Origin of the sequence: Arthrobacter alpinus, assembly GCF_001445575.1 — a bacterium.
In the GTDB taxonomy this organism is placed as follows: domain Bacteria; phylum Actinomycetota; class Actinomycetes; order Actinomycetales; family Micrococcaceae; genus Specibacter; species Specibacter alpinus_C.
The window spans coordinates 702,908-728,255 of the sequence record NZ_CP013200.1; the positions used below are offsets into that span (position 1 = coordinate 702,908).

Sequence of the window (25,348 nt, forward strand, 5' to 3'; positions counted from 1 at the left end):
GGCGCAGGCGAAACGCAATGCCGCGTGTGACGGAAATTCACAAGATTCATCCCAAAGGCCAGAAGTTTGGAACCGCTTGAGCTGTCTTTATAACGTGTCCCGCAGAGCGGGCGGTTTTCCCGTGCTGGCACGGACCAGCAATTCGGGGGCCAGCGAGAATGGCGGTGCGGGTTCTTTTGAGTCCTGCAGCGTATGCAGCAGTCGATGTACGGCCAGCTTGCCGGTCATCTTGAAGGGCTGCGCCACAGTGGTAAGCGACGGTGAGCTGAACTCCGCTAGGGCAATGTTGTCCACGCTGACAATGGAAATGTCTTCCGGGATGCGTTTTCCGCTCTCATGAAGGGCCCTGATGACACCGAAGGCCATCTCGTCGCTGGAGACGAACAGTGCCGTCAATTCGGGGATGCGGGCTGCTAGGAGGCCGTTCTTGTACCCGGACTGCGGGGTCCAGTCGCCTTGTAGCTCGGGAGGTACAGACCGCCCGGCCCGCTCTAGCGTGCGTCGCCATCCTTCGCTGCGATCGATAGCCTCAATCCAGTCATGTGGGCCGGATAAATGCCACACAGTCTCATGACCTAGGTCCAACAGGTGCGTTGTGGCGAGTTCGGCTACCAGAGCCTGATCAATGACCAGCAGTTCGCTGGATTCTGCGCGTGAACCGTCCAAGGTGACGATGGGCGTGGTGTTGCCGATCCTGGCCACCACTGGACTGGAGTTGATCATGGGCACAGCCAAGATAATGCCGTCTGCTCCGCGGTCTACCAAGCCCTGCACGGCAGCATCAATGGTGGCATCGTCCATGGACGAGATGGAGGAGGTAATGACTGAATGATCCAGTGCCGCGGATTCAGATTCAATACTGTTTACCACTATGGAACGGGCATAAGAATCGGTATTGAACATGACCAGACCAATAATTTGGGTACGTCCGGTGGAGAGGCTGCGCGCCGCATAATTGCGGTGGTAGCCGAGCTGTTCAATGGCAGATTTTACGGTTTCTCGGGTGGTGGGCTTGACGCTGGGGTGTCCATTGAGCACACGCGAGACGGTCTGAGGTGAGACTCCTGCCAGCTGCGCCACGTCGCGGATTCCGGGAGGCCTTGACTCGGGAATGCTCATTGAAATCTGCCCATCCGAGTCAGTCGATACGAAAAGTTGAATAACGCTTCAGAGCATATCCCGAACCGTAGCAACGTTTTCCTTGCGCCGCGCGACACTCACCCAAGGCCTTAATGGAGAGCGGCGAAGCGCCGGAGCATCGTAGGGTTGTGTCATGTTGACTGTTATTGGCGAAGCCTTGATAGATGAAGTTGTCCAAGCTGGCAGAGCGGCCGTACCTCATGTGGGTGGAAGCCCCATGAACGTTGCCGTGGGCCTGGCTAGGCTCGGTCACCCCGTACAGTTCCTGGGACGCATGGGCCAGGACGCCTATGGCGACATGGTGGCCGGGCATCTCAAAGCCAACGATGTCCTGGTGCCCTTGGCCCCGGACGCGCTGCCCACCTCCGTTGCCCGTGCAGTACTGGACTCCGACGGCGCCGCCAGCTACGAATTTGCTTTGGACTGGACCCTGCCCGCGCTGGCCGCTGGACAGGGCATGACCGCTGCCGGGATAACAAGCGGCGACGCCGCCGAAAGTGCCAGTCAGTTCATGCTCAACGGGACAACCTTGCTCCACACTGGATCGATTGCCACGATGCTGGCTCCCGGCGAGGCGCATGTGTTCGATGCCGTGGTGACGGCACATCCGCACGCCACCATCTCCTATGACCCCAACTGCCGGCCCAGCATCATTGGCGATGTAGCCCACGCCCGTGAGCAGGCGGAGAAGTTCGTCCGGTTGGCTGACGTCATCAAGGCTTCCGATGAGGACCTGGAGTGGCTCTATCCGGGCACTGATCCCAAGGAATCGGCCCGCAGGTGGCTGGCCTTGGGCGGCACGGAAGGCCCCGCCGTCGTGGTTGTGACACAGGGGGCCGGAGGTCCGTGGGCGGTGTGTGCAGCCGGTGAAGCGGAATGTCAGGTTCCCTCAGTAGACGTCGTGGACACTGTGGGGGCTGGGGATTCTTTCATGGCGGCGCTGCTGTCCAGCCTCGTGGACCGGGAATTGGATGGCGCCCACCGCCGCGCGGAGCTGCGGAGCATCAACGTCCAAGCCCTGACGGAGGTCATCGAGTATGCCGCCCGAGCTGCCGCAATCACCGTCTCCCGCGCCGGGGCCAACCCGCCGAACCGTGCAGAACTGGCGAAATAACTGGGCAACATTGATGACTGTTGGTGTCAGCGCGGTCATGGGTAGCTGCGGAGGCAGCGCGGAAGGCCAGCTTTGGGGCAAGGTGGTTTAACCTTGGGTATGCGTTTAATTGCCAGCGACATTGACGGAACCATTCTGGGCCACGACGGAAAGATCAGCGACCGCACGGTAGAAGCGTTCGCCGCGGCGGCCGAGGCGGGCGTTGAGATTGTGTTCGTCACGGGACGCCCGCCGCGGTGGCTTGAACCCATCCGGGAGCAGATTGGCCACTCTGGCATGGTGATCTGCTCCAATGGGGCCGTCAGCTACGATCTCGCCGCCGAGAAGGTCACCGAATCGCACGTCCTGGACTGGGAAACAGTGATGGCAGTGCGCGGCATCATCACAGCGCTGACTCCCGAGCCATACTTTGCGCTGGAATCCCTTCTGGGCTTTCACGTGGAGGAGGGATTTCTCAGCGCCCGCACCGCTGCCAGCGGGACGTATTATCCGAGTCCTTTGGCGCCGGAGATGGCCAAAGGTGGGATCGTGAAGATGCTCTCTGTGGTCCATAGCGGCACGGCGGATGAATTCCTGAACCTGGTCTCGCCGTCGCTGAGCTCCCTGATCGCGGTCACCCATTCCGCGCCCGATCTGGCGATGTTGGAGATGGGTCCGCTCGGTGTCAACAAGGCCGTGACACTGGCCAAGTACGCCGCCTCTAAGGGGATCGATGCGGCGGATGTGGTGGCCTTCGGTGATATGCCCAATGACATTGAAATGCTGGCTTGGGCCGGTGCCGGCTACGCCATGGCCAGCGGTCACCCGGATGCGCTCGCAGCCGCGGCACTGCGGGCGCCACGATTCGAGTCCGACGGCGTAGCCCAAGTCATTGAGTCCCGGCTGGCCGCGCTGCGCCTGAGTTAAGTAACGCCTGCGCTGGGCAGTGCCTGAATCAAGCAGTGCCTGAGTTAAGTAACGCCTGAATCAAGTAACCACTAAGGATCCTAGAGAGCATGAGCAACATCAAAACTCCGAAAGCGTTCCTGGCACCCACCCGGCCGCTAGCCATTGCCCACAGAGGCTACTCCACGCAGGGCCTAGAAAACTCCGTGACAGCCTTCCGCGCGGCCACGGAGTTGGGCTACCAGTACGTGGAAACAGACATCAACACCACGGCTGACGGAGTGGCCATGGTGTTCCATGATGCAACTCTGGACCGCACCACCGACAGGCAGGGCGTCATTGCCGAACTGCCATATTCCGAAGTGCGCAAGGCTCGGATTGCCGGCCGGGAGGCCATTGCAACGCTGGAGGAATTCGTGGTGGCCCTGCCCGAGGTTCGCTTCAATGTTGATGTCAAGGACGCCGGATCCATAGCTCCCTTGATTGCTGCCATTGAGAAGCATGGGCTGCACGATCGGATCTGCGTGGCCTCATTTTCCGACAAGCGGCGCCGTGCGGTGTTGGCCGGACTGAGCCAACCCGTGGCCAGTTCCCCGGGAAAAATGCTGTTGGTGGAATATTTCCTCCTGTCACCTTGGCTCCCGGCAGCCCTGCTTCGTCGCTTGATGCGAGACGTTGATGTCCTCCAAATCCCCACGCACTACAAGGGCCAGGAGATTGTTACGGCGGCCTCGGTCCGCCGGGCGCACTCTCTGGGACTGGATGTCCATATCTGGACCATTGACGATCCTGCCGAGATGAACAGGCTTTTTGACCTCGGCGTGGACGGGATCATGACTGACAGGGCGGACTTGTTGGCGCACGTCATGCGCCAGCGAGGCTACTGGGAGTAATGCCGCGGGCCATGTTGGTGGCGGATGGCAGGATGGACACATGCGAATTCTCATTGCCCCGGACAAGTTCAAGGGGACCCTCACGGGACCTGAAGCAGCAGCAGCCATGGCCGAGGGTGCCCTGCGGGTCTACCCGGACGCCGTAGTGACGGCCCTTCCCATCGCCGACGGCGGAGAAGGCACCGTGGAGGTGGCCGTCGCCGCCGGGTTTTCAGAGCGATTGAATGCCGTAGTAGGACCCATCCTCAAGCCCGTAGGCGCCGTTTGGGGCTTTGACGAGGACAGCAAAGTGGCTGTCATTGAAACCGCTCAGGCCAGCGGGTACCTGCTCAGCGAACCCACAGTCGAAAACTCGCTACGCGCCCATTCTTACGGCTCTGGACAGTTGATTGCCGCAGCCCTGGATGCCGGCGCCACCGAAATCATCATTGGTTTGGGCGGCTCAGCTATGACCGACGCTGGAACAGGTGCCTTGCGGGCCCTGGGACTGAAGTTGCTGGATGTTCACGGGAACCTGGTGCCCCTGGGCGGTGGATCCTTGATAGACGTGGTTGCGGTGGATGCCACAGGCCTTGACCCACGGCTGGCGGCCGTCAAGGTGCGGATGGCCGTGGACGTTGACAACCCGCTGTACGGTGCCGATGGTGCCGCTTACGTATTCGCCCCACAAAAGGGTGCCGATGCAGACGCCGTGGAACTTCTGGATGCAGGGCTGCGCAATGTGGCTTCAGTGGTCCGGGAGGCCACGGGGATTGACATGGACGTGCCCGGTTCCGGTGCCGCTGGTGGATTCCCCTCCATGTTCGTGGCATACGCGAACGCCTCTGTAGAACGCGGTTTTGACTTGGTTGCCTCACTGATCAATCTGGACAACGCCTTGACGCAGACCGATCTGGTCATCACCGGAGAGGGCTCGTTGGATGCCCAATCGCTGTCCGGCAAGGGGCCTCTTGGAGTTGCCGACGCTGCCCACGCCAGGGGGATTCCGGTGGTGGTGGTTGCCGGGCGGATCACCGTGACGCCGCAGGAGCTGGCTAAACATGGGGTGGTTGCCGCCGTGAGTGCCACCGATGTTGCCGGTTCCCCGGAAGCGGCGTTGGCGGACGCTGCGCGTTACACCACGCGAGCCACCTCTGAGGCGCTCAACGGGATTTAAAGCCTGAATTTAAAGGAACATGCGCCAAACTCGTGGTGAGTTTGGCGCATTGACGCCTCTGCGCTGAACCCAATCTGGGTTCAGCGCATACTGCTCACTCAGAGGAGGAGTAGACGCTCCTCGGTGGGTTTTTACTTCGTAGTGATTGGCAGGACGGGCGATTCGGGTTCCGGCTCCAGCGGGTCGGTGGCGGTTCCGCGCCACTTTGCCAGGGCGCTCATGCCGTGGAAGATGATCAAAGCTGACGCCGTGCCCAGGGCGATGCCGGCGAACTGCAAGTTTCCGATGCCCCACGTGAAGTCGGCGATTCCTACAATCAGTGCCACGGCGGCTGTTGTCAGGTTGATGTTGTTGGAGAAGTCCACCTTGTTCTGCACCCAGATGCGCACACCCAGGATGCCGATCATGCCGTACAGCAACGTTGCCGCGCCGCCCAGCACGCCCACCGGGACCGTCGCGATCAGTTCGCCAAACTTCGGAGAGAAGCTCAGGATTAGGGCGGCAAGTCCGGCAACGTAGTAGGCGGCGGTGGAGTAAACCTTGGTCGCGGCCATGACACCAATGTTTTCCGCGTAGGTGGTGGTTCCGGAACCGCCGCCGAAACCTGCCAAGGTGGTGGCCACGCCGTCGGCAATCAAGGCCCGTCCCGCGTACGGGTCAAGGTTTTCACCCGTCATGAGGGCAACGGATTTCACGTGGCCAATGTTCTCGGCAACCAGGACCAGGACCACGGGAATGAACAGGCCAAGAATGGCGAAGTGGAACGTGGGGGTCTGGAAATGTGGCAGACCGATCAGGCCGGCGTCGTTGATCTTGGAGAAGTCCACTTCACCGCGCATGACGGCGACCAGGTAGCCCACCACCACGCCAATCAAAATGGCCAAGCGGCCCAAGATGCCTCGGAACAGGACGCTCACCAAGATGATGACGCCCAGGGTGATGACGGCCGTAATCGGGGCGAGCTTGAAGTTGTTCCATGCGGAGGGTGCCAGGTTCAGGCCGATCAGCGCCACAATGGTGCCGGTGACAGGCGCTGGCATGAGCCGGTTGATCCATGCGGAGCCGAACTTCTGCACAATCAGGCCGAGAAGTGCCAACGTGACACCAGCAATGACCACGCCGCCGAGGGCCCCGGCCACACCAAATTCCTGTTGTGAGGCCATGATCGGGGCGATAAACGCAAAGCTGGATCCCAAGTAGCTGGGGACGCGGCCGCGGGTCAGGATCAAGAAGAAGATGGTGCCAATGCCGGAAAAGAACAAGGTAGTGGCCGGGGGCATCCCGGTCAGTAGTGGGACCAGGAACGTTGCGCCGAACATGGCCACCACGTGCTGGAATCCGATGCCAATGGTCAGCGGCCAGCTCAGCCGCTCATTGGGAGTGACAACCTGTCCCGGGGCGATGGTTTTGCCATCTCCATGAACGCTCCATTTAGTGCCCAGCAAATTCATCCGCTTATCTCCCGTTCCAGGCCGCGCCTGTGCCCGGTCCGCAGATAAGAATATCGGACGCGGGGCTACTTACGGGTGCGGCAGGTGTCCCTCATTGGCTAGAAGTACGACGCCGAGGAGATCGTTGAGTGCGTGCGCCAGGTCCGGATGGGCTAGCTCATACCGGGAACGGCGCCCTTCTGCAATGGCTACGGCCAGTCCGCAGTCGCGCAGACAGGAGAGGTGGTTGGACATGTTCTGACGAGTTACGCCCAATTGAGCCGCCAATTCCGCTGGATACTGCGGTGCCTTGGCTAGATTCATTAGAATCTCGGCCCGGGTGGGGTCGGAGAGTGCATACCCAAAACGGGCTAGCACTGCTGCGTTGCTAATGGGCTTCATTCTCAATATGATACAGCAGTTGTTGAATTCAGCGTTCGCTGTACTATTGACATATGACTGGTCACAATCATTCCCACTCCCATACGGGCGCCCCCGGCGAAAGCCATCACGGACGCATTGCCGTCGCCTTGGGGATCACCCTGGTGGTCTTTATTGTCCAAGTCATTGGCTCAATTCTCACCGGTTCACTGGCACTGCTCTTTGATTCCGCCCACGTGCTCACCGACGCCGGTGGCTTGGCCATGGCACTGCTGGCTGCCCGGCTCATGGTGCGCCCGGCCAACAGTAAACGCACTTGGGGCTTTGCTCGGGCAGAGGTATTGGCGGCTACGGCACAAGCCGCGGTGCTTCTCGCCGTCGGACTGGTGGTGTTGGTGGAGGGTGTTCAGCGGCTCTTCCATCCCACCGAAATCGCCTCCCAAGAAATGATTGTGTTCGGCGCGATCGGCCTGCTGGGCAACATCGCGTCCATGTTTGTACTCATGGGCGGGCGCAACAAGAACTTCAACATGCGCGCTGCATTCCTCGAGGTCGTGAATGACGCGCTGGGCTCGGTGGCCGTGATCGTCGCCGCGATCATCATTTCCACCACCGGATGGATGCAAGCCGACGCCCTCGTAGCCATGCTGATCGGCGCCCTGATCCTGCCCCGCACCGTGAAGCTGCTGCTCGAGACCATTCACGTGCTGTTGGAGTCCACGCCGTCGGGTCTGGATCTGGACGAGGTCCGCAAGCACATTATGGAACTGGAGCATGTGCGTGGGGTTCACGATCTCCACGCCAGCCAGATCGCGACAGGACTGCCTATTCTTTCGGCGCATGTGGTGGTTGACGAAGGCTGCTTTCACGACGGCCACGCCGCGAAAATGCTCGATGCCCTCCAACACTGCGTGGCCGGGCATTTCGACGTCAGCGTTGAACACTCCACGTTCCAGCTGGAGCCCGTGGGCCATGCCGAGCACGAACACGGCGCCCACCACTAACCGCAGACTCCAGCGCTTGGTGACCACTCGAGTCAGGTGGCGGAGCCGGCATTTTTTGTAGGCGACGTAAAGGAGACGCCAAAGGCCGCCAGCGGCCGACGCGTCGGATAGCCGCCGGAAAAACGCCGGGCCGCCACCGGTGGCGGCCCGGGACTGCGGCGTTAGGAGATGACGCCGTCCACGAGCGCCTTCGCCTCGGCCTGGACCTGGGCTAAGTGCTCCGGACCCTTGAAGGACTCTGCATAGATCTTGTAGACATCCTCGGTGCCTGATGGGCGGGCCGCGAACCAGGCGTTCTCGGTGGTGACCTTCAGGCCGCCAATGGCTGCTCCATTACCGGGAGCCTCGGTCAGCTTGGCCGTGATGGTCTCGCCTGCCAAGGTGGTGGCGGAAACGTCTGCGGCGGAGAGTTTGCCCAGCGCCGCCTTCTGCTCCCGGGTGGCGGCCGCATCGATGCGCGCGTACGACGGCGCCCCAAAGCGATCTGTCAGCTCGCCATAGTGCACCGAGGGTGATTTGCCGGTAACGGCAGTGATTTCCGAGGCGAGCAGGGCCAGCAGGATGCCGTCTTTGTCGGTGGTCCATACGGAGCCGTCCTTCTTGACGAAGGAGGCGCCAGCTGATTCCTCGCCACCAAAGACGCCCTCGCCGGAGAGTAGACCGGGCACAAACCACTTGAAGCCCACGGGTACTTCCACCAGCTGGCGGCCAAGATCCGCAGCCACGCGGTCAATGATGGAAGAGGAGACCAGCGTCTTGCCCACGCCGGCGGTGGCGGGCCACAGGGTGCGGTGCGTGTACAGGTACTGGATGGCCACCGCCAGGTAGTGGTTCGGGTTCATCAGCCCCGCGTCCGGGGTGACGATGCCATGCCGGTCGGCGTCGGCGTCGTTCCCGGTAGCAATGTCAAAAGGCGCTCCGGCTTTCAGCTTGTTGATGAGGGACGCCATGGCGGACGGCGAGGAGCAATCCATGCGGATCTTCTCATCCCAGTCCAGGGTCATGAAGGCCCACTGTGGATCCACGGTGGGGTTGACCACCGTCAGGTCCAGATGGTGGCGCTCGCCAATTTCGCCCCAGTAGTCAACGGAAGCCCCGCCCATGGGGTCCGCACCAATGCGCACCCCGGCCGCGCGGATCGCATCCAGATCCAGGACGGAGGGCAGGTCATCGACGTAGCCGGAGAGGAAATCGAACTTGCCGGTGGTGGAGGCTGCCGCAGCATCCTGAAGCGGTACCCGGCGCACGCCGCGCAGCCCGTCCTCGAGGAGTTCGTTGGCGCGGTTAGCGATCCAGCCTGTGGCGTCGGAATCAGCGGGGCCACCGTGCGGGGGGTTGTACTTGAAGCCGCCGTCGCCGGGTGGATTGTGGGACGGGGTGACCACAATCCCATCAGCCAAACCGTCCGTGCGGTTCTTGTTGTAGCTGAGAATGGCATGCGAAACGGCAGGAGTGGGGGTGTAGCCGTGGCGGGCGTCGATCAACACCTGCACACCGTTGCCGGCGAGCACCTCAAGGGCCGTGTTCTGGGCCGGTTCGCTCAGTGCATGCGTGTCCTTGCCCATGAACAAGGGCCCGGTGATGCCTTGACCATTGCGGTACTCAATAATGGCCTGCGTAATGGCGGCGATGTGGCCCTCATTGAAGGACGACTTCAACGAGGATCCACGGTGTCCGGACGTGCCAAAAGCCACGCGTTGGGCTGGATCACTAAGATCCGGTTTCAGATCGTAATAGGCGTCCAGGAGGGCGGAGAGGTCAACAAGGTCTTGGGGAAGGGCAACAGTGCCCGCGCGGCTAGCCATAATCACAGCATGACAGAGACCGCACGCGAATGGCACGTGTTGCCCAAAGTATGAACTCATGCCGGGCGGGCCCCACCCCTTCCGGAGCGTCACTGCTGGACTACCATGGATGACAACGACAGCCTTTAATTTGTGCCTACGCGGGCACAGCACCCGTAGGAGTCATGCATGTCTAATCAGCCGGACAAACCGCAGCCATATGTGCCGCCAGGCTATAACTCACCGCCGGTTCCGCCCTACGTGGAGCCCGTAGCGCCTGCTGCCGCACCTGCGCAGGAACAATACAGCCAACCGCAATACACGCAGGAGCCGTACGCTCAACCTGTTCAGCAGGAACAGTACGGCCAGCCGCAGTATGCACAGCCGCAGTACCAACAACCGCCGCAGTTCACCGCTCCCACCTACTATCAGGGTGGCCCCGGGTATCCCGCAGAAATGGGCCCTAAGGGTCTGAGTATGGCCAGCATGGTTGTCGGCATAGTCTCGCTGGTCCTGCTTGGATTCTTCATTATCCCGCAAATTGTAGGCATCATCTTGGGGCACATGGGCCTCAAACGGGAAAATCCGCAAGGCCGTGGTTTCGCCATTGCGGGCCTGGTGATGAACTACTTGGCCTTGGTTATTTACGGCACGATCGTGGGAATCTGGATTGCCTTGCTGTTGACGCTGGGAACGTCCTCGTCCTACTCTTCTTAGTCTTAACTCTGACTGGTCGCTAGCAACGGGCCACCGGTCACAAACGACAGCGGCACCTTTCCTTTTCGAATGAACGAAAAGGAAAGGTGCCGCCGTCGAACATTAAGCCTGGACTACATGATTCCGGCCATCAGCTTCTTGATGGGCTTGCGGCCCACGAACAAGACCACACCGAAGGCAATGGACACCAGGCCCACGGCCATGAAGTAGGGGGTCTCATTGGTGGGGTCGTACCAACCGGCCAAAACGCCAGACATGGCCGTTCCGAGGGAGACCGACAGGAAGAACAGGGCCACCATCTGTGTCTGGAATGCGGCCGGGGCCAGCTTGGTTGCCAGGGACAGTCCCACGGGGGAAAGCATGAGCTCAGCAACTGTGAAGAGCAGCAGAATGAAGACGATTGCCAGCATGGGGACCGCCGCCATACCCGCGAACGGGATGAAGCAGAGGTAGGCCGCGCCCATGACAATCAGTGCCACGGAGAACTTTGCGGGTGTGCCGGGCTGACGTGCGCCCCACTTGGTCCAGAGCGCGGCAAACACGCCGGCCAAGACAATGATGAACACCGGGTTGATCGAGGTGACCCAGCTGGCGGGAACTTCCCAGCCCAGGATGCTGCGGTCCAGGCGCTTATCGGAGTACAGGGCGATCACGGTGAACTGCTGCTGGAACAGTGACCAGAAAACGGCGCTAGCCAAGAACAGCGGAATGAACGAGTAAACGCGGCTGCGATCCTCGCCTTTCACGCTCTTGTTGGTCAGGATCACGGCGAAGTAGGCGACCGAGGCGACGATGACGACGGCGACAATGACCCAGATGAGGTTCTCGGCCGTAATGAGCTTCAGCGCAACTGCCACAACAATAATGACGATGCCGGCAATGGCCAGTGCGCCGAACTTGCCGTACTGCGCCCGGGGGAGCGGGTTCGGGACGTTGTGGGCGGATGCCGGAAGGTTCTTGCGCGTCAAGCCGTACTGCAGAAGACCGAAGGCCATACCAACAGCGGCGGCGGCGAAACCGATGTGGAAGCCCCACGAAACCTGCAGCCAACCGGTCACCAGCGGACCGATGAGCCCACCGATGTTGATGCCCATGTAGAAGATCGAGAAACCTGCGTCGCGGCGGGTGTCGTTCTTGGCGTATAGCGTTCCCACCAAGGCGGTGGCGTTAGCCTTCAAACCGCCGGAGCCGATGCCGATCATGATCAGGCCAATGGTCAGGCCAACGGCACCGGGGAGCAGAGCCAGCGACAAGTGGCCGGCCATGATCAGGATGGCGCTGAAGAACAGCACCCGTTCCGAACCCATGAGGCGGTCTGCCACCCAGGCGCCCAGAATAGTGGAAAGGTAAACGCCACCACCGTAGGCACCAACAATAGCGAGGGCAGTTCCTTGGTCAATGCCCAGGCCACCCTGCGTGACGGAGTAGTACATGTAGTACGCAAGGATTCCCTGCATGCCATAGAAGGAGAACCTTTCCCACAGCTCGACGCTGAAGAGGTTCAGCAGCATCTTTGGCTGACCGAAAAAGGCGGTGTCGGGATGTTTTTGGGGAGCCGTTGCCGGATCGGCGGGGCTTTTTTGTGAACTCACGTGAACAATTTTTGCACTAATGTCATGGATCGTCACATCTGGATGCCTGAATCTTCAATCGCGTATAAGCCCTGGAGACGCCAGATCCTTGTCCAGACCCGGAGTTCGCTTCGCTCACCCGGGCCCCTTTCGGAGCTAGCGCCTTGCTCCCTCCCGGAGTTCGCTTCGCTCAGCCCGGGCCCCTCGGGAGCTAGGCTTAGATCATAATTTTGCCTTTACTTGCAGGGAGAGAACAGATGTCTGACATCATGAACGTCACGGTAACCGACTTGGGCGAGGATGCCGCGATCCTGGACGTGCGCGAAGACTATGAATGGGAGGCCGGACATGTGGAAGGTGCGCTGCACATTCCACTGGAGCAGCTACCAGCTCGCCTCGAAGAACTCGACCCTGACGTAGACATCAACGTCATCTGCCGCACCGGTGGCCGTTCATTCCGGGCCACCACCTGGCTGAACCAAAACGGCTACAGCGCTTTCAACGTGGTCGGCGGCATGGGAGCCTGGTTCGAAGCCGACAAGCCCATGGTCGCTGCGAACGGCGAAACGCCCCGCGTTCTCTAAATTCCCTTCCACCAACCAGATTCCACCACCAACGAGAGCGGCTCTCCATGACATCTGTGCCCTTTGACACCACCTTGCCCCTGACATTCCTTGGGCCGGAGGGGACCTTTACCGAAACTGCCTTGCTGCAGGTTCCGGGCGCAAGTGACATGGTGCGAGTTCCGTCTGGCAACGCCGCCGCCGCCTTGACTATGGTGCGCAAGGGTCAGGCCTTCGCCGCCATGCTGCCCATTGAGAACTCCATTGAAGGTGGCGTGCCGGCCACGCTGGACGCCATCTCCAAGGGGATGGAACTGCGTATCTTGCATGAAGTTGTGGTGCCCGTCAGTTTCGTCTTGGTGGCGCCGGCCGGTGTGACGCTCGAGGACGTGAAAGGTGTAGGTACCCATCCGCACGCTTGGGCGCAGACGCGCGACTGGTTTAACGAGAACCTCCCGGCCGCCACCCATGTCCCGGCAAATTCGACGGCGGCTGCCGCACACTCGCTCATGGCTGGCACCGACGCTTTCCAAGCCGCAGTTTGCGCACCGCTGGTGGCTGCGCAAACCGGCCTGAACATTCTGGCCGCAGCCATCGAAGACAACCTGGGGGCTGTCACACGCTTTGTTTTGGTCGGTCAGCCCGGTTCAATGCCCGCACCCACCGGTGCCGACAAAACAACTCTGTCCATCCCGCTGCCCAAGGATCGTCCCGGTGCCTTGATGGCCCTGCTGGAGCAGTTCGCTAGCCGTGGCGTGAACCTGAGCCGCATCGAGTCCAGGCCAACCGGGCAGTTCCTGGGCCATTACACGTTCAGCGTTGACGTTGACGGACACATCCACGACGCTCGTGTGGCTGATGCTTTGCGCGGCCTGCACCGAGTCAGCCCCGGCATCCGCTTCCTAGGTTCCTACCCGAGGGCGGATCAGCAGTCGCCGAAGATTCGGTCCTACAACGCGGATGCCGCCTTTGCTGATGCGGCAAGTTGGGTAGATTCCCTCGGCTAGAAGGGACGAGTACTTTCGCGCAAGCACGGGCAAGCCTATGCTTGGCCTATCTCAACAAGATTACTTACCGGAGACGGTAACGAAGTTGCTCCCAGCAGGGAAGAGGCGAGTCAATTATGGATCCGCATGCAGGCACGGACAGCGGCCAGGACGGCACCATTGTGAACCCGGGTCGTAAGACCGGACCGGACACATCAGTCGGTGACGAGGGCGACGACGCTAACGAATTGCGCTTTAACGAAGAGGAACGCCTCATCCGGGAACAGTCGCAACGCCCAGAAACTGACTGAAGCCAATGTGGTCAAACCCAAACTGGGTTGAGTTTAAGCTGGCTGCCCTTCAGGCTGCTTAGGACGGGTTGTTGGGTGCGGCTACCCGCACCAGCACCGCCTTAGGCTCCACGCTGACCTTCACACAGGTCGCCGGGCCGGAGGGGTCCCCATCAATCTGGGTTTCTACGGGCATAACCGTACGAATAGTCAGATTCTTGGACCGGTAAAAATCAATGACCGGCAGGTGGTTCTTGTGCTGGAACACCACTTTGCCGGCCATCGCGATCCACCCCAGGGCGCTCCGGGGACTTATCACCACAACGTCTAGGACGCCGTCGTCAATGAGCGCGCCGGGCACAAAGTCAATGCCGCCGGGAAGTAGACCACAGTTGGCGAATAGCACGGAGCGGACCTTGCGTTGCTGGGCCGGTTCGTTATCGAGGGTGATGCTGACCTTCTTGCGCCGCCCCGCCATATGACGCAGCCCGGCCTCACTGTAGGCCAGCCAGCCCACATGCTCCTTGAGCTTGGAATTAGTGTCGTTCATGACGTCCGCATCCATGCCCAGACCCGCAATAACCATGAAGGAATGCTTTGACGCGGCGCCCGTCACGGCGTCCTCAAGTTCCATGAGGCCGGCGTCAATGTGGCGCTGGTGGCCAAAGAGCGCAATTTGCACGCAGCCAGCCACGTCAGTGACGTCGAGGCTGAGGTTGCGGGCCAAGAGATTCCCGGTGCCCAAGGGCACAATGCCCAAAGGGATTTCCGTCCGTCGCAGGGTCTGGCCCACAGCGCGAACGGTGCCGTCCCCGCCGCCCACAATAACGACGTCGGACTTGGCATCCAGCGCTGCCTGCGCCATAGAGAAACCGGGGTCCTCGGCAGTGGTCTCCAGAAACAGCGGCTCCGGCCAGCCGGCTTTGGAAACGGAACGGCGGATGAAGGCCTTGGCTGCCTCGGCGCCATTCTTGGTGGGGTTATAAATGAACGCCACTTGCTGTTTGGCGATGTTGATCTTGTGCGGAGAGTCGGCCACGGCACTGCGGGTGTGCTTTTGTGCAAGCTTGCGCACACCAAGCCAACTGGCGGCGGCAACAAGCACAATAATGACCACAATGAGGATGACAAGGAGTTCAGTTTCCATGATTCTCTAACCTTAGCGGCTGAACTTGCATTGATTGGATAGGCTTAGGGCGTGATCGATGTACGAGACCTCTGCGAAAATCCCGAAATTTACCGTGCCAGCCAACGTGCGCGTGGTGCCGAACCGTCTGTGGTGGACGCCATCATCGCCGCGGATAGCTCCCGGAAGTCGGCGATCACCTCTTTTGAGGCGCTGCGGGCCGAGCAAAACGCCTTTGGTAAGAAGGTTGCCAAAGCTAAGGGCGAAGAAAAAGCCGCACTCTTGGCTGAGGTGAAGGAGCTGGCCGTTGCCGTCAAGGCCGCTGCGGCAGCCTCTGATGCCGCCGCAGCCGAGCAAGACGTTTTGGTGCGCAGCATTCCCAACCTGATTTCCGAGGGTGTCCCCGAAGGTGGTGAGGACGATTTTATCGTCGTCAAAACCGTGGGCACGCCTCGCGAATTCCCCGACTTTGAGCCCCGTGACCACCTGGAAATTGGTGAACTCATTGGCGCCATCGACATGGAACGCGGCGCCAAGGTGTCCGGTTCACGTTTCTACTTCCTCAAGGGAGTGGGTGCACGCCTGGAGATGGCGCTGCTGCAAATGGCCATGGATCAGGCCATTGAAGCTGGCTTTACGCCTATGATCACCCCACGCTGGTGCTGCCTGAGACCATGGCCGGCACCGGCTTTGATGTGGCTCATGACGCCGAGATCTACCGCCTGGCCGACGACGATCTGTATCTGGTGGGCACCTCCGAGGTGGCCCTGGCTGGCTACCACGGCAATGAAATCATCAACGTTGCGGAACCCATCCGCTTTGCGGGCTGGTCCTCCTGCTACCGCCGCGAGGCAGGTTCGCACGGTAAGGACACCCGCGGAATCATTCGCGTGCACCAGTTCAACAAGGTGGAAATGTTTGTTTACACCACCGTTGAAAAGGCTGCCGAGGAGCACCAGCGGTTGCTCGCGTGGGAAGAGGAAATGCTCGCCAAGGTTGAGCTGCCCTACCGAGTGATTGACACCGCCGCCGGAGACTTGGGCATGTCCGCTGCCCGCAAGTTCGACTGCGAGGCCTGGGTCCCCACACAGGACGCGTACCGTGAGCTGACCTCCACCTCGAACTGCACCACGTTCCAGGCCCGCCGCCTCAACACCCGGGAGCGTCTTGTCGCGGACGACGGCGGCAAGGGTGGCACCCGTGCGGTGGCCACCCTTAACGGCACGCTGGCCACTACCCGGTGGATCGTGGCTATTCTGGAGCACCACCAGAACGCTGACGGCTCCGTCAACGTTCCCGTGGCCCTGCGCAAGTACTTGGGCGGCATGGAAGTATTCCCGGTCCTGTAAGGCTTTGCCCTTTATGAACGCTGGGTTACTACTCACACTGTGCACACAGCTGTGAGTAGTAACCCAGCGTTCACTTTTAAGTCACTAAATGGGGACGCTAGCGTCGAGTCAGACGGAGAGCCGTCGAGGCAGACGCAGCGCAACGTCTGATTCGACGGCGCTCCGTCTGACTCGAGAAGTTCACGGAGTTGACAGCCGCAGTATGTGGAATTTTAAGGTCTATCTGTTTCACTAGAACTATGACAATGACAGTAAATACTGCAACCACCGGCATCGATGACCGGCCCACCACCAGCACAAAGTACCTTGTAGCGCTTGACGTTGACGGCACCTTGGTTGACCATGATGGCGTCATGAGCGACGGCGTCCGCGCTGCTGCCCGCGCCGTGGTTGACGCCGGCCATCACGTCATCATCGCCACCGGCCGCTCGCTCGGAGCCCTCCTGCCCATCGTGGAGATGATCGGCATGCGCACCGGTTACGGCGTGTGTTCCAACGGCGGCGTGACCATCCGGCTGGACCCGTCTCTGGAAAGTGGCTATGAGGTCATTGAGCGAGTTACCTTCGATCCGGCCCCCGCCTTGAACGCTTTACGTGACAAAATTCCTGGAGCCCGCTTCGCGGTGGAAGATGCAGATGGCAACTTCTTGGCCACCTCCCGCTTCCAGGACGACAGCTTTGGCATTGAAGCCCGCGGCGTGGACTTCGAGCACTTGTTGAACACTGATGCCGTGCGCGTTGTGGTCAACAGCGCCGAGGCCAGCACCCACGAGTTCTCCGAGGCCATTGCCGAAGCAGGGCTCAGCGGTGTCACCTACGCGATCGGCTGGAGCGCTTGGCTCGACATTGCCGCAGCGGGCGTTACCAAGGCATCCGCGCTCGAGGTGGTGCGATCGTCACTGGGCATTGCTCAATCACTGACAGTGGCCATGGGTGACGGCTCCAACGACATTGAAATGCTGCGCTGGGCAGGCCGCGGGGTGGCCATGGGGCAGGCCGAGAACCATGTGAAGGCGGCCGCCAATGAGGTGACAGCGTCCGTGTACGACGACGGAGCTGCCGCCATCTTGCGCAGCCTGGTCTAGTTCCAGCCAGGTGCTTGGGCCGCGCGCAATGCCCGCGTTTGTTGCTTGTCGATGCTGGCGTGATAAGTGCTTTTGGAAGCCACATCTGGGTCTCCTGCGCCAAGGATGGCAAAGAGAATCACTATCAGCCAGCCGGGGAAAAGTACTGTGCGGAGGAACATGAGCCAACCGCTCCGCCAGAACCCTGGTGCACTTCCGTCACGGAGTTTTACAAGTTGGGTGCCCGCAGCCAAAGTGCCCAGAGTGTGGCCGCGTAGGCACAAGAAGCCATAAATCCAAGAGCTGGCAATCCAGGCGCCAACTCCAGCAACGATTGCCGTAGCCGCGCCATTTTTCCCCACGGCCAGGGCCACCACGAGAGCCAACGCTATGACCACGGCAAAATCCAAGGCCCATGCGCCAATGAGTTTCCCATCACTGGCGCGGACGCCCCACGTGCCGTTGCCGAATTGAGCGGTTCTCTTGGGATTCCATGAGCCAACAGGCACAGCGGCACGGTTGTCGGACGGATGCGGAGGGGGAAACGACATTACAGGCCCGCTTCCACAACTTCACGAATTGCTTCCACGCCAGTGACCCGGGAGATTGTTGCCAGATTCAGCATTGCCATACCGTTGTCCTCGCTGGCAGTCATGCCATGCAGTTGATCGCCCTGCGTGTAGATGGTGTAATGCCTGAAAGTGTCCGGATCCAGGCTGATGGCCGAAATGGTTGTCACGCCCCGGGTGTCCTTTAATGTGGCTTCGGCAACTTGCGCGAACCTCTCTGCCGTAAATGACACGGGGTCGCCATCGACGGAATCAACTCCGGCGGCATTGGCCAGGGTCATGAGACGATCGGGGAAATCGAGGCGACTGACAACTGTAAAAGTGTGTGATCCGGCGCTGTCCACGACTTCTTCAAGTACCTGGTCCGCGTGGACATAGCCGTACAGCCACGCACGGTCCCCATCCTTGGTCAGCTCGGCTGTAACAACACGTTCGCCCAACCGCCGAAGAGTTAAGATGCCGGTGATTTCGTCCACTGCGCCAAGCCCGGATGGTGCTGTATCCCCTTCCCCTATGAGCGGGAAAGCCAATCCTTTAGACAAGAGGGAGCGTAGCGCCACATTGCAGGCGAGCTCCCTTTGCTCGGTGTGGAGGTCAAGCCAGGGCAGAGCCACGGCTTGGGAGCGTTCCAGCCCGTCAAGTGCCACTATTTCTTCGTCAGTCAACATGGGGAGGCTGAAGCCGTCGCCGGTTGAATTCGCGAGCACGGCCTCTGCGCATTGGATGTCCCGTTGGGTCCATTCAATGGTTTTCTCGGTGGTCATGTGAACAATCCTCCAAGGCTCTTAACGGGATTCGAGAAGAAATTCTTCGCCCCGTCCACAACATTATTGGCACCTTCAACTACGCTGCCAACGGCCTCCTTGGCCCCATCAAAGACATTACCAGCGGCGTTTGCGATCCCTCGCCCCATGGCTTGGCCCCATTCAGTGTCGGCAATCAAGTTACCGACGGCCCACCCGGCAGCGATAACTCCAGCACCTACAACAATTCCAATGCCCACAGGGTTGGTGAGTAGACCCACGGCCATGAGGAGGCTTCCACCTCCGGCCACCACGCTCATTCCGCCGGAGATACGTTCCATGGCTCCCCGTCCGCCGTCGTGGTCGGGCCAGAACATGTCGTGGATGCCGCCTCCAATCGCAAAGGGTGCGGCGGCCACGCCCGCGAACCGACCGAAGGCCTTGATCCCGGTGCCGATCTTGCCGACGATTCCATCAGCCTTGGTGAAGACGCCAAGAGCATTTTTGAAGTCGTCCCCAAACTTGCCAAAGTTCGGCAGCTTTCCTTTTAGATCGAAAATCTTTTTGTCGGAGAGGTAACCTTTCCAACTTGTTGCGTATTTGACGACATCGTTGACCTTCAGGCCCAACCCCACTAGTCCCTTGCCCCAGTCGATCAGTGTGTTCTGTGGGTTCCAACCACTGTCCTGGAGGGTCGGATCAACACAAACTTCCCCAGTGCCATCGAGGCTGGCAACCGAGCTCGCTGCTTCCTGTTCGGTGGCGTCCTTGCGCAGCATGTCTGCGGCCTGTTGCAACGAACGGGATGTGGCGGCGATGGTTGGTCGGTGGGAGGTGTTCCATGACTGGCGGAAGCGGTCGGCGTCCGGACCTTTCCAGCCGTGGGGCTGGTTCACGGCGTTGGAAAGAGTCTGGGCCTGCAGCAGCAATGCATGCGACGCCTTGTCCATGGCTTTGGCAAAGTCCCGGAGGTCGGCAATGTCAGCGCCTATAAAGCCGTCCACGGCTGTCCTTTCAACATGGTGTCCCCGCCACGGCGGGCCCGGCGGGGCGCCTGCAGGCGGTCAAGTCAACAGGCATCAGTCTATTGTCAGGTCCCAAAGGGTGCGATGGGGAGAGGTATCCATGCAAGGGCACAGCCGCCGAACTGTTGATGCTCTGGTTAAGCATCGCCGCGCCTGTCCCCGCTTTTCGCGCCCGATGGGACGGGTGCGAAAAGCGGGGACAGGCGCGGCGGTAGAGCGTGGCTGGGCCCACCTAATATGGGCCCACATGCCCGCGGGGCCCCAATTCGAGACGCGCCAGCGGCTTGAGAATTGGGGAGGGCGTGGGGATTAGTGCTTGGTGTCTTCGAAGCGCTTGATGGAGGCTTCCAGCTCAGCCTCGGCAGCGGCGCGGTTGGCCCAGCCCTCAGCCTTGACCCACTTGCCGGGCTCCAGGTCCTTGTAACGTGTGAAGAAGTGCTCGATCTCCTTGACCAAGTACTCGTCAACGTCAGAGATTTCCTGGATGTGGTCGTAACGCTTGTCATCAACAACGCACAAGACCTTGGCGTCTCCACCGGACTCGTCGCTCATGTTAAAGACGGCGATCGGGCGGGCATCCACCACCACGCCGGGGTGCAGATCGTAATCCTGCAGCATGACCATGGCATCCAAGGGATCGCCATCTTCGCCCAAAGTGTTGTCGAAGAAGCCGTAGTGGGTGGGGTACTGCATCGAGGTGAACAACACGCGGTCCAGGCGGACACGGCCGGTCTCGTGGTCAACTTCGTATTTGACGCGTGATCCGCGGGGGATCTCGATGGTGACGTCGTGCTTCATCGTTATGCTCCTCATGAGGTGGTGTGCGCGGCCAGAGACGGCCTCTCGCAAAAAATCCGTCTAGTATGAGGATATAGGCGCTTTTGTTGCGCTAAAAACCCGCCCGGACTTTTCGGGCATCATAATGCCCTTTTCGGCCCGGCGCTTTGCCCACGGGCCACCTGCCTCGAAGGAACCGCCTGCTTCATGGGACGCACGTCAAAAGCTGTGACGAGCGGCTTGCTCATCTGCGCGCTGGCCGCCGTATCCGTTCCGGCCGGGCTGTACCTGGCCCCCGCGTTCCTTCCGCAGGACCCTGCCGCCGTGGCTGTCGTGCCGGCGGCCCAGCTGGCACCTGCCACCATCAGCACCCTGACCGGCGTTAACCCGCTGTCCAAGGAAGCGCCCCTTCCGGACGCGGACCAGCTCTCGGAGGAGCTGAAAAAGGCCCTGATGTACGACGGCGAGGGCACCTTCAGCATGTACGTCACCGATGTGTCTTCCGGCACCGAGCTGTTTTCCCAGGACGGGAAGATGGCGCGAATTCCGGCGTCGAACTTGAAGTTGCTGACAGCGGCGGCAGCGCTGAAAACGCTGGGCCCGGACACGCGTTTGCGCACAGAAGTCCGCACCGGGGATAGTCCCCAAGAAATTGTCCTGCGGGGTGGCGGTGACGCCATGCTTGCAGCAGGGGAAAGCGATCCCGAATCCGTCATGGGGTACGCGGGTCTGGCCACCTTGGCGAAAGAAACGGCTGCTGCATTAACCAAGGCCAAGGTAAAAGAGCCCATCACACTCAGTGTTGATGACACCTTGTTCACAGGGCCTGCCCTGAACCCCAAATGGGCCAAGGGCGATGTGGACGCCGGTGAGATTGCGCCCATTTTCCCGCTCGCCCTCAATGCCGGCCGGGTTGAACCGGGGGTGCTAAGCGGCCCCCGCCCACAGGATTCGGCAATGGTGGCGGCGCAAGCGTTTGCCGAGGCACTCGCAGACGCCGGGGTAACCACCACAGAAACCATTTCTCGTGCCAGCGGGACCGGCGCAACCCTGGCTGCGGTGGATTCGGCCACGGTCGCCCAGCAGACCCAGTACATGCTGGATGAATCGGATAACTATGTGGCAGAAGTCATGGGCCGGATGGTGGCGGTGACGTTGGATCGCGAGGCCAGCAACACCTCAGCCGTGGCCGCCGTCCGCCAAGTGGTAGAGGAACTGGGCCTGCCTTTAGACGGCGTTGTCACCACCGATAACAGCGGCCTGGCCGAAGGTAACTTGATCAGCGCCGAACGCTTGGCAAAGATGGTGACCTTGCTGCTGGCCGACCCCACATCCAACATTGGAGCGGCCTTGCCCGGACTGCCGATTGCTGGCCTCAGCGGCTCCCTGGCCCAACGTTTTACAGCGGAACCCCAGCTGAGCGGGGCAGGTGTGGTGCGCGCCAAAACCGGCTCGCTCAATGAGGTCAGCGCACTATCCGGTTACGTCATCAACTCCCACGGCCGGCTGTTGGCCTTCTCAATCCTCGGCAATGGCCTCACCGGTGGGGCCGCTGCGGCACGCCCCGTGCTGGACGGAGCCGCAGCGGTCTTAGCGGAAAGCTAGCCTGCGAGGGCTTTCTCCAGAGCGTCGCCACGCTGTTTCAGGAAGGTGGCGATGGTGGCGGACTTGTCAGTGATGTCCTCCTGGCTCAGGCCATCGCTGGCAGGGATGGCAGCTGTGATGGTGGTCAGCAGCGATTGTGCAGTTCCGTCGTTGAATACTTGCTGATAGAGCTCCTGGTATGCGGACTTGTAGAGCGTCTGAAATTTGGTGGAGGCCAGGAAGCGGGTTTTGAGTGCGTTGCCGCCCATCCCGCCACCGGCACGGCCCATACCGCCGCCCATAGATATGGAATCATCAGGGCTGGCCGTGGCATTGCCGCTCAGAGCCAGATTCAGGTCCCAGGAGATGACGGAGATTTTCTTGGTGGTCAGGTTGTAGCTGAGGTAGTAGTTTTGGCCAGGTCCTGCCATGTCATCGGAGTTGGCCAGCAGATTCTGGGTTGCCGCGTACTTGGCAAAGGAAGCTACATCAACCCAGTTGGCTAGTTCGGAGTCAAACGTTGCCTCATCGGCTTCATCCAGCCACTTCAAGAAGCTGACAATGGGCGTTGCATCCTGAGAATCTTCCTTGTTCAACTGCTTGAACTGGTCCTTGTACGTTGCCAGATCATCACCTTGGTAGGTGAAGCTGGATTCGGCGTCTGCCTTGAAGATCACGCTTTCGCCGTCGTCAATGCTTTCCCCGTATTGCTCATCTGGGTTCTCCAGCAAGAGGCGAGTCTGCGTTGCGGAGCCGTTGACCGAATAAGTGGTGTAGGAATAGCGCTGGGTGGGCTGCCCCGTTGCCGCTGTGACGGACAAGGCCAGCGCTTCATTGATGACAGGGGTGCCGGGGCGCAATGCCAGTTCGGTCAGACCGTCATATTCGGTGCCGTCAACGTACTTATCGAACCGGATCAGCAACGGTAACGACGCCGGATCATCTGCCGAAATGTCTGAGGAAGCACCCATGCCGCCGCCGGGCATGCCGGCCATGTCCGTTGGCATATCGGTTGGCATTGTGCCATTGCCACCGGGACCCATGCCAGCCATGTCGGTGGGCATATCGGTTGGCATGTCCGTTGGCATGGTGCCATCGCCACCGGGGCCCATGCCGCCAGCGCCGGGAGCGCCACCATTCTGACCGCCTTGTGTGCCGCCCAGACCACGCAGGGTCGAGTTGCCCTTGAGTCTCACGCCAACATTTTCAATGAGGGTGCCGTCGATCGTGATGTCGGCACTGATCCAGGCTTTATCGGATCCCGTTTTGTATGCTGCGATCATGGCGTCGTAGTCGTCATCGTCCCAGGCGAGGCTGACGGTGTGAGCCGCCGTGGCATCGAAAAGCCCTACGGACCCGGTGATGGAGGTGCCGCCTTTGCCCGTGACTGACGTTGTGCCAGAGTCGGAGCAGCCAGCCAGTGACAGTGCCAGCACGGCTGCCGTGGCGCAAAAGAATTGTGCTTTCTTACGGAACGTTTTCAGAAGTGGCTTTTTGGCCATGATTGAGTCCTTGCTGCCTTGGGGTGGTTGAAATTCAGGGAGAGGTATGAGCTGCGCGGCTAGCGGCGGCCCGGGCCGCCGCCGGAGGTGTAGTCGCCGGCAACTGCTGTCATTGCTTTTGTGGCTCCTGTGGTGGAGCCGGTACCCAGGCCTGCTTTCACATCGGCAGTGCCGCCGGTCAGGACGGTGTACGTTTCGCCAGCTGTGACTGTGGCGCTAGAGAAGACGATCGAGGCCACCGTCTTGGTTGGTACGAACGTTGCGACCACGGCCCCTGTTGAATCGGCGATGTGGACAACCGTGCCAGCACTTACAGCAGAGTCAAAGGTGATCTGAACCCCTGATTGGGTTGAGGTCGCGCTGGGTGTGACAGCCATTCCAGAGCTACCAGCCGCGGCAATGGTGCCGCCGGTCACGCTCAGATCGCCGTTCACATCCAGGGCGCCGTTACCGTCATTGCTCGGCCCGTTAATAACCACAGTGCCGCCGCTGATCGAGGCGGTGCCATTGGAATCAAGGCCGTCTCCTTCGGCGTTGACAGTCACGTCACCGCCGGAGATGTCCAGGGAGAAATCACCCACCGTGTCCATGCCGCCCCCGCCGCCGCCCATGCCGCCCGCAGGTGCGCCTTGTGGAGCATCTTGTGCTCCAGTTTCCGTGTCGCCAGCGGTGGTATCGGTGATGGTGCTGGAGCCGCCAGCAGCATTGAGCCCGTCGTCGGTGGAGGTCACGTTGACTGTGCCGCCGGAGATAGCTATGTGGGCTGCCTCCAGCCCCTCCTCGGATTTGGAAACCGTGACGGTGCCATCGCTTATGGTCAGCGAGGTGGCGGCCTTGACGCCGTCGTCACCAGAAGCCACAGTAAGTTTTCCGCCAGCTACGAGCAGCCAGCCACGATTTGCATCGCTGTCATTGCTGGCCTTGAAGCCATCCCCGCCAGCCGTCACGTCATAGATGCCGTCGAGCAGAACGGTGTAGTCCTTGCCTGTGATGCCGTCGTCGACAGCCTTGACGGTGACATTGCCTGCGGCCAGCACCAGTCCGTCTTTGGTGACAATGCCATCGTTGTAGTTGCCATTGACGCTTAGTTTGCCTTTGCCGGCAATGGTCAGGTCAGCTAGTGAGTACACGGCCGCGTTGGCGGCATCCGTTCCGGTATCGGTATAGGTAGCGGCATCGCTAAGTGTGTTGGTGGTGCCGTCTTCGAGGAAGAGGAGCACCTCGTTGGCGCTTTGAATGTCAACGACAGATCCGGTTGAACTTGTCACCGTGGCATTGTCTAAAACGATGCGAACCACCTCGTCTCCTGCGGCAACCACCAGTTCACCATCGCTGAGATTTCCCGAAACTCGGTAGGTGCCGCCTGCGCTGATGGTGATCTTGTCTCCGTCAACAGCCACTGCGGCGGCGTCATTTCCGCCGGCGGTGCTGGCACCATTAGCCACGCTGATGGTGGTTTCCTTTGCCGCATCCCACGTCAGATCGTCCGCGTCGAAGTGGGTGCTTTCGGCGATGCTGCTAGCTAGTTCTGCCGCGGTCCCTGAGGTGGCCACGCTGGGAGCTGACGCCGCAGAACTGGAGGAAGCATCCGCCGTCGAACTTGTTGATTGGGTTGAACAGCCGGCCAGGGCTACGGCGAGGGCGAGTGCTACCACAGAGGTGGCGCGGTGTGCTCGGGAGAAGAAGTTCATTGCT

At 60.6% G+C, this 25,348-nt stretch carries 23 protein-coding genes and 1 pseudogene; 12 read left to right on the forward strand and 12 right to left on the reverse strand.

Going from position 1 to position 25,348, the window contains the following annotated elements; translation table 11 throughout:
* Positions 1 to 87: 87 nt before the first annotated feature.
* On the reverse strand, positions 88 to 1,119 hold the full coding sequence (locus AS189_RS02985; RefSeq protein WP_062286272.1) for a LacI family DNA-binding transcriptional regulator: 1,032 nt from the start codon (positions 1,117 to 1,119) through the stop codon (positions 88 to 90).
* Positions 1,120 to 1,273: 154 nt separating this feature from the next.
* Here AS189_RS02985 and AS189_RS02990 point away from each other — a divergent pair, with 154 nt between their 5' ends.
* From AS189_RS02990 to AS189_RS03005, 4 genes are all read left to right on the forward strand, one after another.
* A complete protein-coding gene (locus tag AS189_RS02990) occupies positions 1,274 to 2,254 on the forward strand; it encodes a carbohydrate kinase family protein (protein WP_062286273.1) in 981 nt (326 codons plus the stop codon).
* 99 nt (positions 2,255 to 2,353) lie between these two features.
* Positions 2,354 to 3,160 (forward strand): HAD family hydrolase, encoded by an 807-nt coding sequence (locus AS189_RS02995; RefSeq protein ID WP_062286274.1) that lies wholly within the window; start codon positions 2,354 to 2,356, stop codon positions 3,158 to 3,160.
* 89 nt (positions 3,161 to 3,249) lie between these two features.
* Positions 3,250 to 4,032, forward strand: a complete 783-nt coding sequence (locus AS189_RS03000) for a glycerophosphodiester phosphodiesterase (protein WP_062286275.1) — start codon at positions 3,250 to 3,252, stop codon at positions 4,030 to 4,032.
* Positions 4,033 to 4,072: 40 nt separating this feature from the next.
* Positions 4,073 to 5,188, forward strand: a complete 1,116-nt coding sequence (locus tag AS189_RS03005; RefSeq protein WP_062286276.1) for a glycerate kinase — start codon at positions 4,073 to 4,075, stop codon at positions 5,186 to 5,188.
* 131 nt (positions 5,189 to 5,319) lie between these two features.
* Here the strand turns inward: AS189_RS03005 and AS189_RS03010 are convergent, their stop codons facing one another.
* Positions 5,320 to 6,639, reverse strand: a complete 1,320-nt coding sequence (locus AS189_RS03010; RefSeq protein ID WP_062286277.1) for a uracil-xanthine permease family protein — start codon at positions 6,637 to 6,639, stop codon at positions 5,320 to 5,322.
* A 69-nt stretch (positions 6,640 to 6,708) separates the two neighbouring features.
* Positions 6,709 to 7,020 carry an ArsR/SmtB family transcription factor gene (locus AS189_RS03015; RefSeq protein ID WP_062286278.1) on the reverse strand — a complete coding sequence of 104 codons (312 nt, stop codon included), beginning with the start codon at positions 7,018 to 7,020 and terminating at the stop codon, positions 6,709 to 6,711.
* A gap of 53 nt (positions 7,021 to 7,073) precedes the next feature.
* On the opposite strand from AS189_RS03015, the gene AS189_RS03020 reads away from it, so the two are divergent.
* A complete protein-coding gene (locus tag AS189_RS03020; RefSeq protein WP_062286279.1) occupies positions 7,074 to 8,003 on the forward strand; it encodes a cation diffusion facilitator family transporter in 930 nt (309 codons plus the stop codon).
* 161 nt (positions 8,004 to 8,164) lie between these two features.
* Here the strand turns inward: AS189_RS03020 and pgm are convergent, their stop codons facing one another.
* Positions 8,165 to 9,808: a phosphoglucomutase (alpha-D-glucose-1,6-bisphosphate-dependent) gene (gene pgm / locus AS189_RS03025; RefSeq protein ID WP_062286280.1), complete on the reverse strand. Its 1,644-nt coding sequence runs from the start codon at positions 9,806 to 9,808 to the stop codon at positions 8,165 to 8,167.
* A gap of 168 nt (positions 9,809 to 9,976) precedes the next feature.
* On the opposite strand from pgm, the gene AS189_RS03030 reads away from it, so the two are divergent.
* A complete protein-coding gene (locus tag AS189_RS03030) occupies positions 9,977 to 10,504 on the forward strand; it encodes a DUF4190 domain-containing protein (protein ID WP_062286281.1) in 528 nt (175 codons plus the stop codon).
* A 113-nt stretch (positions 10,505 to 10,617) separates the two neighbouring features.
* Here the strand turns inward: AS189_RS03030 and AS189_RS03035 are convergent, their stop codons facing one another.
* The gene (locus AS189_RS03035; protein WP_062292837.1) at positions 10,618 to 12,096 is read right to left on the reverse strand and encodes a peptide MFS transporter; all 1,479 of its coding nucleotides are present in this window, start codon (positions 12,094 to 12,096) and stop codon (positions 10,618 to 10,620) included.
* Between the two features lie 236 nt (positions 12,097 to 12,332).
* On the opposite strand from AS189_RS03035, the gene AS189_RS03040 reads away from it, so the two are divergent.
* The 3 genes from AS189_RS03040 (at position 12,333) to AS189_RS20175 (ending at position 13,935) form a co-directional block, all read left to right on the forward strand.
* Entirely contained in the window at positions 12,333 to 12,659 is a 327-nt protein-coding gene (locus AS189_RS03040; protein ID WP_062286282.1) for a rhodanese-like domain-containing protein, read from the forward strand.
* A gap of 47 nt (positions 12,660 to 12,706) precedes the next feature.
* On the forward strand, positions 12,707 to 13,645 hold the full coding sequence (gene pheA / locus AS189_RS03045) for a prephenate dehydratase (protein ID WP_062286283.1): 939 nt from the start codon (positions 12,707 to 12,709) through the stop codon (positions 13,643 to 13,645).
* Between the two features lie 116 nt (positions 13,646 to 13,761).
* Positions 13,762 to 13,935: a hypothetical protein gene (locus AS189_RS20175; protein ID WP_160320792.1), complete on the forward strand. Its 174-nt coding sequence runs from the start codon at positions 13,762 to 13,764 to the stop codon at positions 13,933 to 13,935.
* A gap of 58 nt (positions 13,936 to 13,993) precedes the next feature.
* Here the strand turns inward: AS189_RS20175 and AS189_RS03050 are convergent, their stop codons facing one another.
* Positions 13,994 to 15,061 (reverse strand): diacylglycerol/lipid kinase family protein, encoded by a 1,068-nt coding sequence (locus AS189_RS03050; RefSeq protein ID WP_062286284.1) that lies wholly within the window; start codon positions 15,059 to 15,061, stop codon positions 13,994 to 13,996.
* A 51-nt stretch (positions 15,062 to 15,112) separates the two neighbouring features.
* Between AS189_RS03050 and serS the strand changes: the two are divergent.
* Positions 15,113 to 16,389: pseudogene (gene serS / locus AS189_RS03055) on the forward strand (serine--tRNA ligase).
* 239 nt (positions 16,390 to 16,628) lie between these two features.
* Positions 16,629 to 17,474, forward strand: a complete 846-nt coding sequence (locus tag AS189_RS03060; protein ID WP_062286285.1) for an HAD family hydrolase — start codon at positions 16,629 to 16,631, stop codon at positions 17,472 to 17,474.
* Here AS189_RS03060 and AS189_RS03065 read toward each other — a convergent pair.
* The 4 genes from AS189_RS03065 to AS189_RS03080 all read right to left on the reverse strand — a co-directional run bounded on the left by AS189_RS03065 (position 17,471) and on the right by AS189_RS03080 (position 20,588).
* A complete protein-coding gene (locus AS189_RS03065) occupies positions 17,471 to 18,004 on the reverse strand; it encodes an RDD family protein (protein WP_062286286.1) in 534 nt (177 codons plus the stop codon). The genes AS189_RS03060 and AS189_RS03065 overlap by 4 nt on opposite strands.
* The gene (locus tag AS189_RS03070; protein WP_062286287.1) at positions 18,004 to 18,786 is read right to left on the reverse strand and encodes a hypothetical protein; all 783 of its coding nucleotides are present in this window, start codon (positions 18,784 to 18,786) and stop codon (positions 18,004 to 18,006) included. The genes AS189_RS03065 and AS189_RS03070 overlap by 1 nt, the downstream gene beginning before the upstream one ends.
* Complete coding sequence (locus AS189_RS03075) at positions 18,783 to 19,769, reverse strand: WXG100 family type VII secretion target (RefSeq protein ID WP_062286288.1); 987 nt, start codon at positions 19,767 to 19,769, stop codon at positions 18,783 to 18,785. The genes AS189_RS03070 and AS189_RS03075 overlap by 4 nt, the downstream gene beginning before the upstream one ends.
* Before the next feature lie 330 nt (positions 19,770 to 20,099).
* Positions 20,100 to 20,588, reverse strand: a complete 489-nt coding sequence (locus AS189_RS03080; RefSeq protein ID WP_062286289.1) for an inorganic diphosphatase — start codon at positions 20,586 to 20,588, stop codon at positions 20,100 to 20,102.
* Positions 20,589 to 20,774: 186 nt separating this feature from the next.
* On the opposite strand from AS189_RS03080, the gene dacB reads away from it, so the two are divergent.
* Positions 20,775 to 22,172, forward strand: coding sequence for a D-alanyl-D-alanine carboxypeptidase/D-alanyl-D-alanine endopeptidase (gene dacB / locus AS189_RS03085; RefSeq protein ID WP_062286290.1), 1,398 nt, complete (start codon positions 20,775 to 20,777; stop codon positions 22,170 to 22,172).
* On the opposite strand, the gene AS189_RS03090 is transcribed toward dacB, so the two are convergent.
* Both AS189_RS03090 and AS189_RS03095 read right to left on the reverse strand, forming a co-directional pair.
* Positions 22,169 to 23,653: a CotH kinase family protein gene (locus tag AS189_RS03090; RefSeq protein ID WP_062286291.1), complete on the reverse strand. Its 1,485-nt coding sequence runs from the start codon at positions 23,651 to 23,653 to the stop codon at positions 22,169 to 22,171. The two genes, dacB and AS189_RS03090, sit on opposite strands and share 4 nt — an antisense overlap.
* 59 nt (positions 23,654 to 23,712) lie before the next feature.
* Positions 23,713 to 25,344, reverse strand: a complete 1,632-nt coding sequence (locus tag AS189_RS03095; protein ID WP_062286292.1) for a carbohydrate-binding domain-containing protein — start codon at positions 25,342 to 25,344, stop codon at positions 23,713 to 23,715.
* Between the last annotated feature and the right edge of the window lie 4 nt (positions 25,345 to 25,348).

What these genes read in the sequence shown, in the direction of transcription:
- AS189_RS02985 (WP_062286272.1), bottom strand. Translation starts at nt 1,119, where the DNA reads ATGAGCATTCCCGAGTCAAGGCCTCCCGGAATCCGCGACGTGGCGCAG.
- AS189_RS02990 (WP_062286273.1), top strand. Translation starts at nt 1,274, where the DNA reads ATGTTGACTGTTATTGGCGAAGCCTTGATAGATGAAGTTGTCCAAGCT.
- AS189_RS02995 (WP_062286274.1), top strand. Translation starts at nt 2,354, where the DNA reads ATGCGTTTAATTGCCAGCGACATTGACGGAACCATTCTGGGCCACGAC.
- AS189_RS03000 (WP_062286275.1), top strand. Translation starts at nt 3,250, where the DNA reads ATGAGCAACATCAAAACTCCGAAAGCGTTCCTGGCACCCACCCGGCCG.
- AS189_RS03005 (WP_062286276.1), top strand. Translation starts at nt 4,073, where the DNA reads ATGCGAATTCTCATTGCCCCGGACAAGTTCAAGGGGACCCTCACGGGA.
- AS189_RS03010 (WP_062286277.1), bottom strand. Translation starts at nt 6,639, where the DNA reads ATGAATTTGCTGGGCACTAAATGGAGCGTTCATGGAGATGGCAAAACC.
- AS189_RS03015 (WP_062286278.1), bottom strand. Translation starts at nt 7,020, where the DNA reads ATGAAGCCCATTAGCAACGCAGCAGTGCTAGCCCGTTTTGGGTATGCA.
- AS189_RS03020 (WP_062286279.1), top strand. Translation starts at nt 7,074, where the DNA reads ATGACTGGTCACAATCATTCCCACTCCCATACGGGCGCCCCCGGCGAA.
- pgm (WP_062286280.1), bottom strand. Translation starts at nt 9,808, where the DNA reads ATGGCTAGCCGCGCGGGCACTGTTGCCCTTCCCCAAGACCTTGTTGAC.
- AS189_RS03030 (WP_062286281.1), top strand. Translation starts at nt 9,977, where the DNA reads ATGTCTAATCAGCCGGACAAACCGCAGCCATATGTGCCGCCAGGCTAT.
- AS189_RS03040 (WP_062286282.1), top strand. Translation starts at nt 12,333, where the DNA reads ATGTCTGACATCATGAACGTCACGGTAACCGACTTGGGCGAGGATGCC.
- pheA (WP_062286283.1), top strand. Translation starts at nt 12,707, where the DNA reads ATGACATCTGTGCCCTTTGACACCACCTTGCCCCTGACATTCCTTGGG.
- AS189_RS20175 (WP_160320792.1), top strand. Translation starts at nt 13,762, where the DNA reads ATGGATCCGCATGCAGGCACGGACAGCGGCCAGGACGGCACCATTGTG.
- AS189_RS03050 (WP_062286284.1), bottom strand. Translation starts at nt 15,061, where the DNA reads ATGGAAACTGAACTCCTTGTCATCCTCATTGTGGTCATTATTGTGCTT.
- AS189_RS03060 (WP_062286285.1), top strand. Translation starts at nt 16,629, where the DNA reads ATGACAATGACAGTAAATACTGCAACCACCGGCATCGATGACCGGCCC.
- AS189_RS03065 (WP_062286286.1), bottom strand. Translation starts at nt 18,004, where the DNA reads ATGTCGTTTCCCCCTCCGCATCCGTCCGACAACCGTGCCGCTGTGCCT.
- AS189_RS03070 (WP_062286287.1), bottom strand. Translation starts at nt 18,786, where the DNA reads ATGACCACCGAGAAAACCATTGAATGGACCCAACGGGACATCCAATGC.
- AS189_RS03080 (WP_062286289.1), bottom strand. Translation starts at nt 20,588, where the DNA reads ATGAAGCACGACGTCACCATCGAGATCCCCCGCGGATCACGCGTCAAA.
- dacB (WP_062286290.1), top strand. Translation starts at nt 20,775, where the DNA reads ATGGGACGCACGTCAAAAGCTGTGACGAGCGGCTTGCTCATCTGCGCG.
- AS189_RS03090 (WP_062286291.1), bottom strand. Translation starts at nt 23,653, where the DNA reads ATGGCCAAAAAGCCACTTCTGAAAACGTTCCGTAAGAAAGCACAATTC.
- AS189_RS03095 (WP_062286292.1), bottom strand. Translation starts at nt 25,344, where the DNA reads ATGAACTTCTTCTCCCGAGCACACCGCGCCACCTCTGTGGTAGCACTC.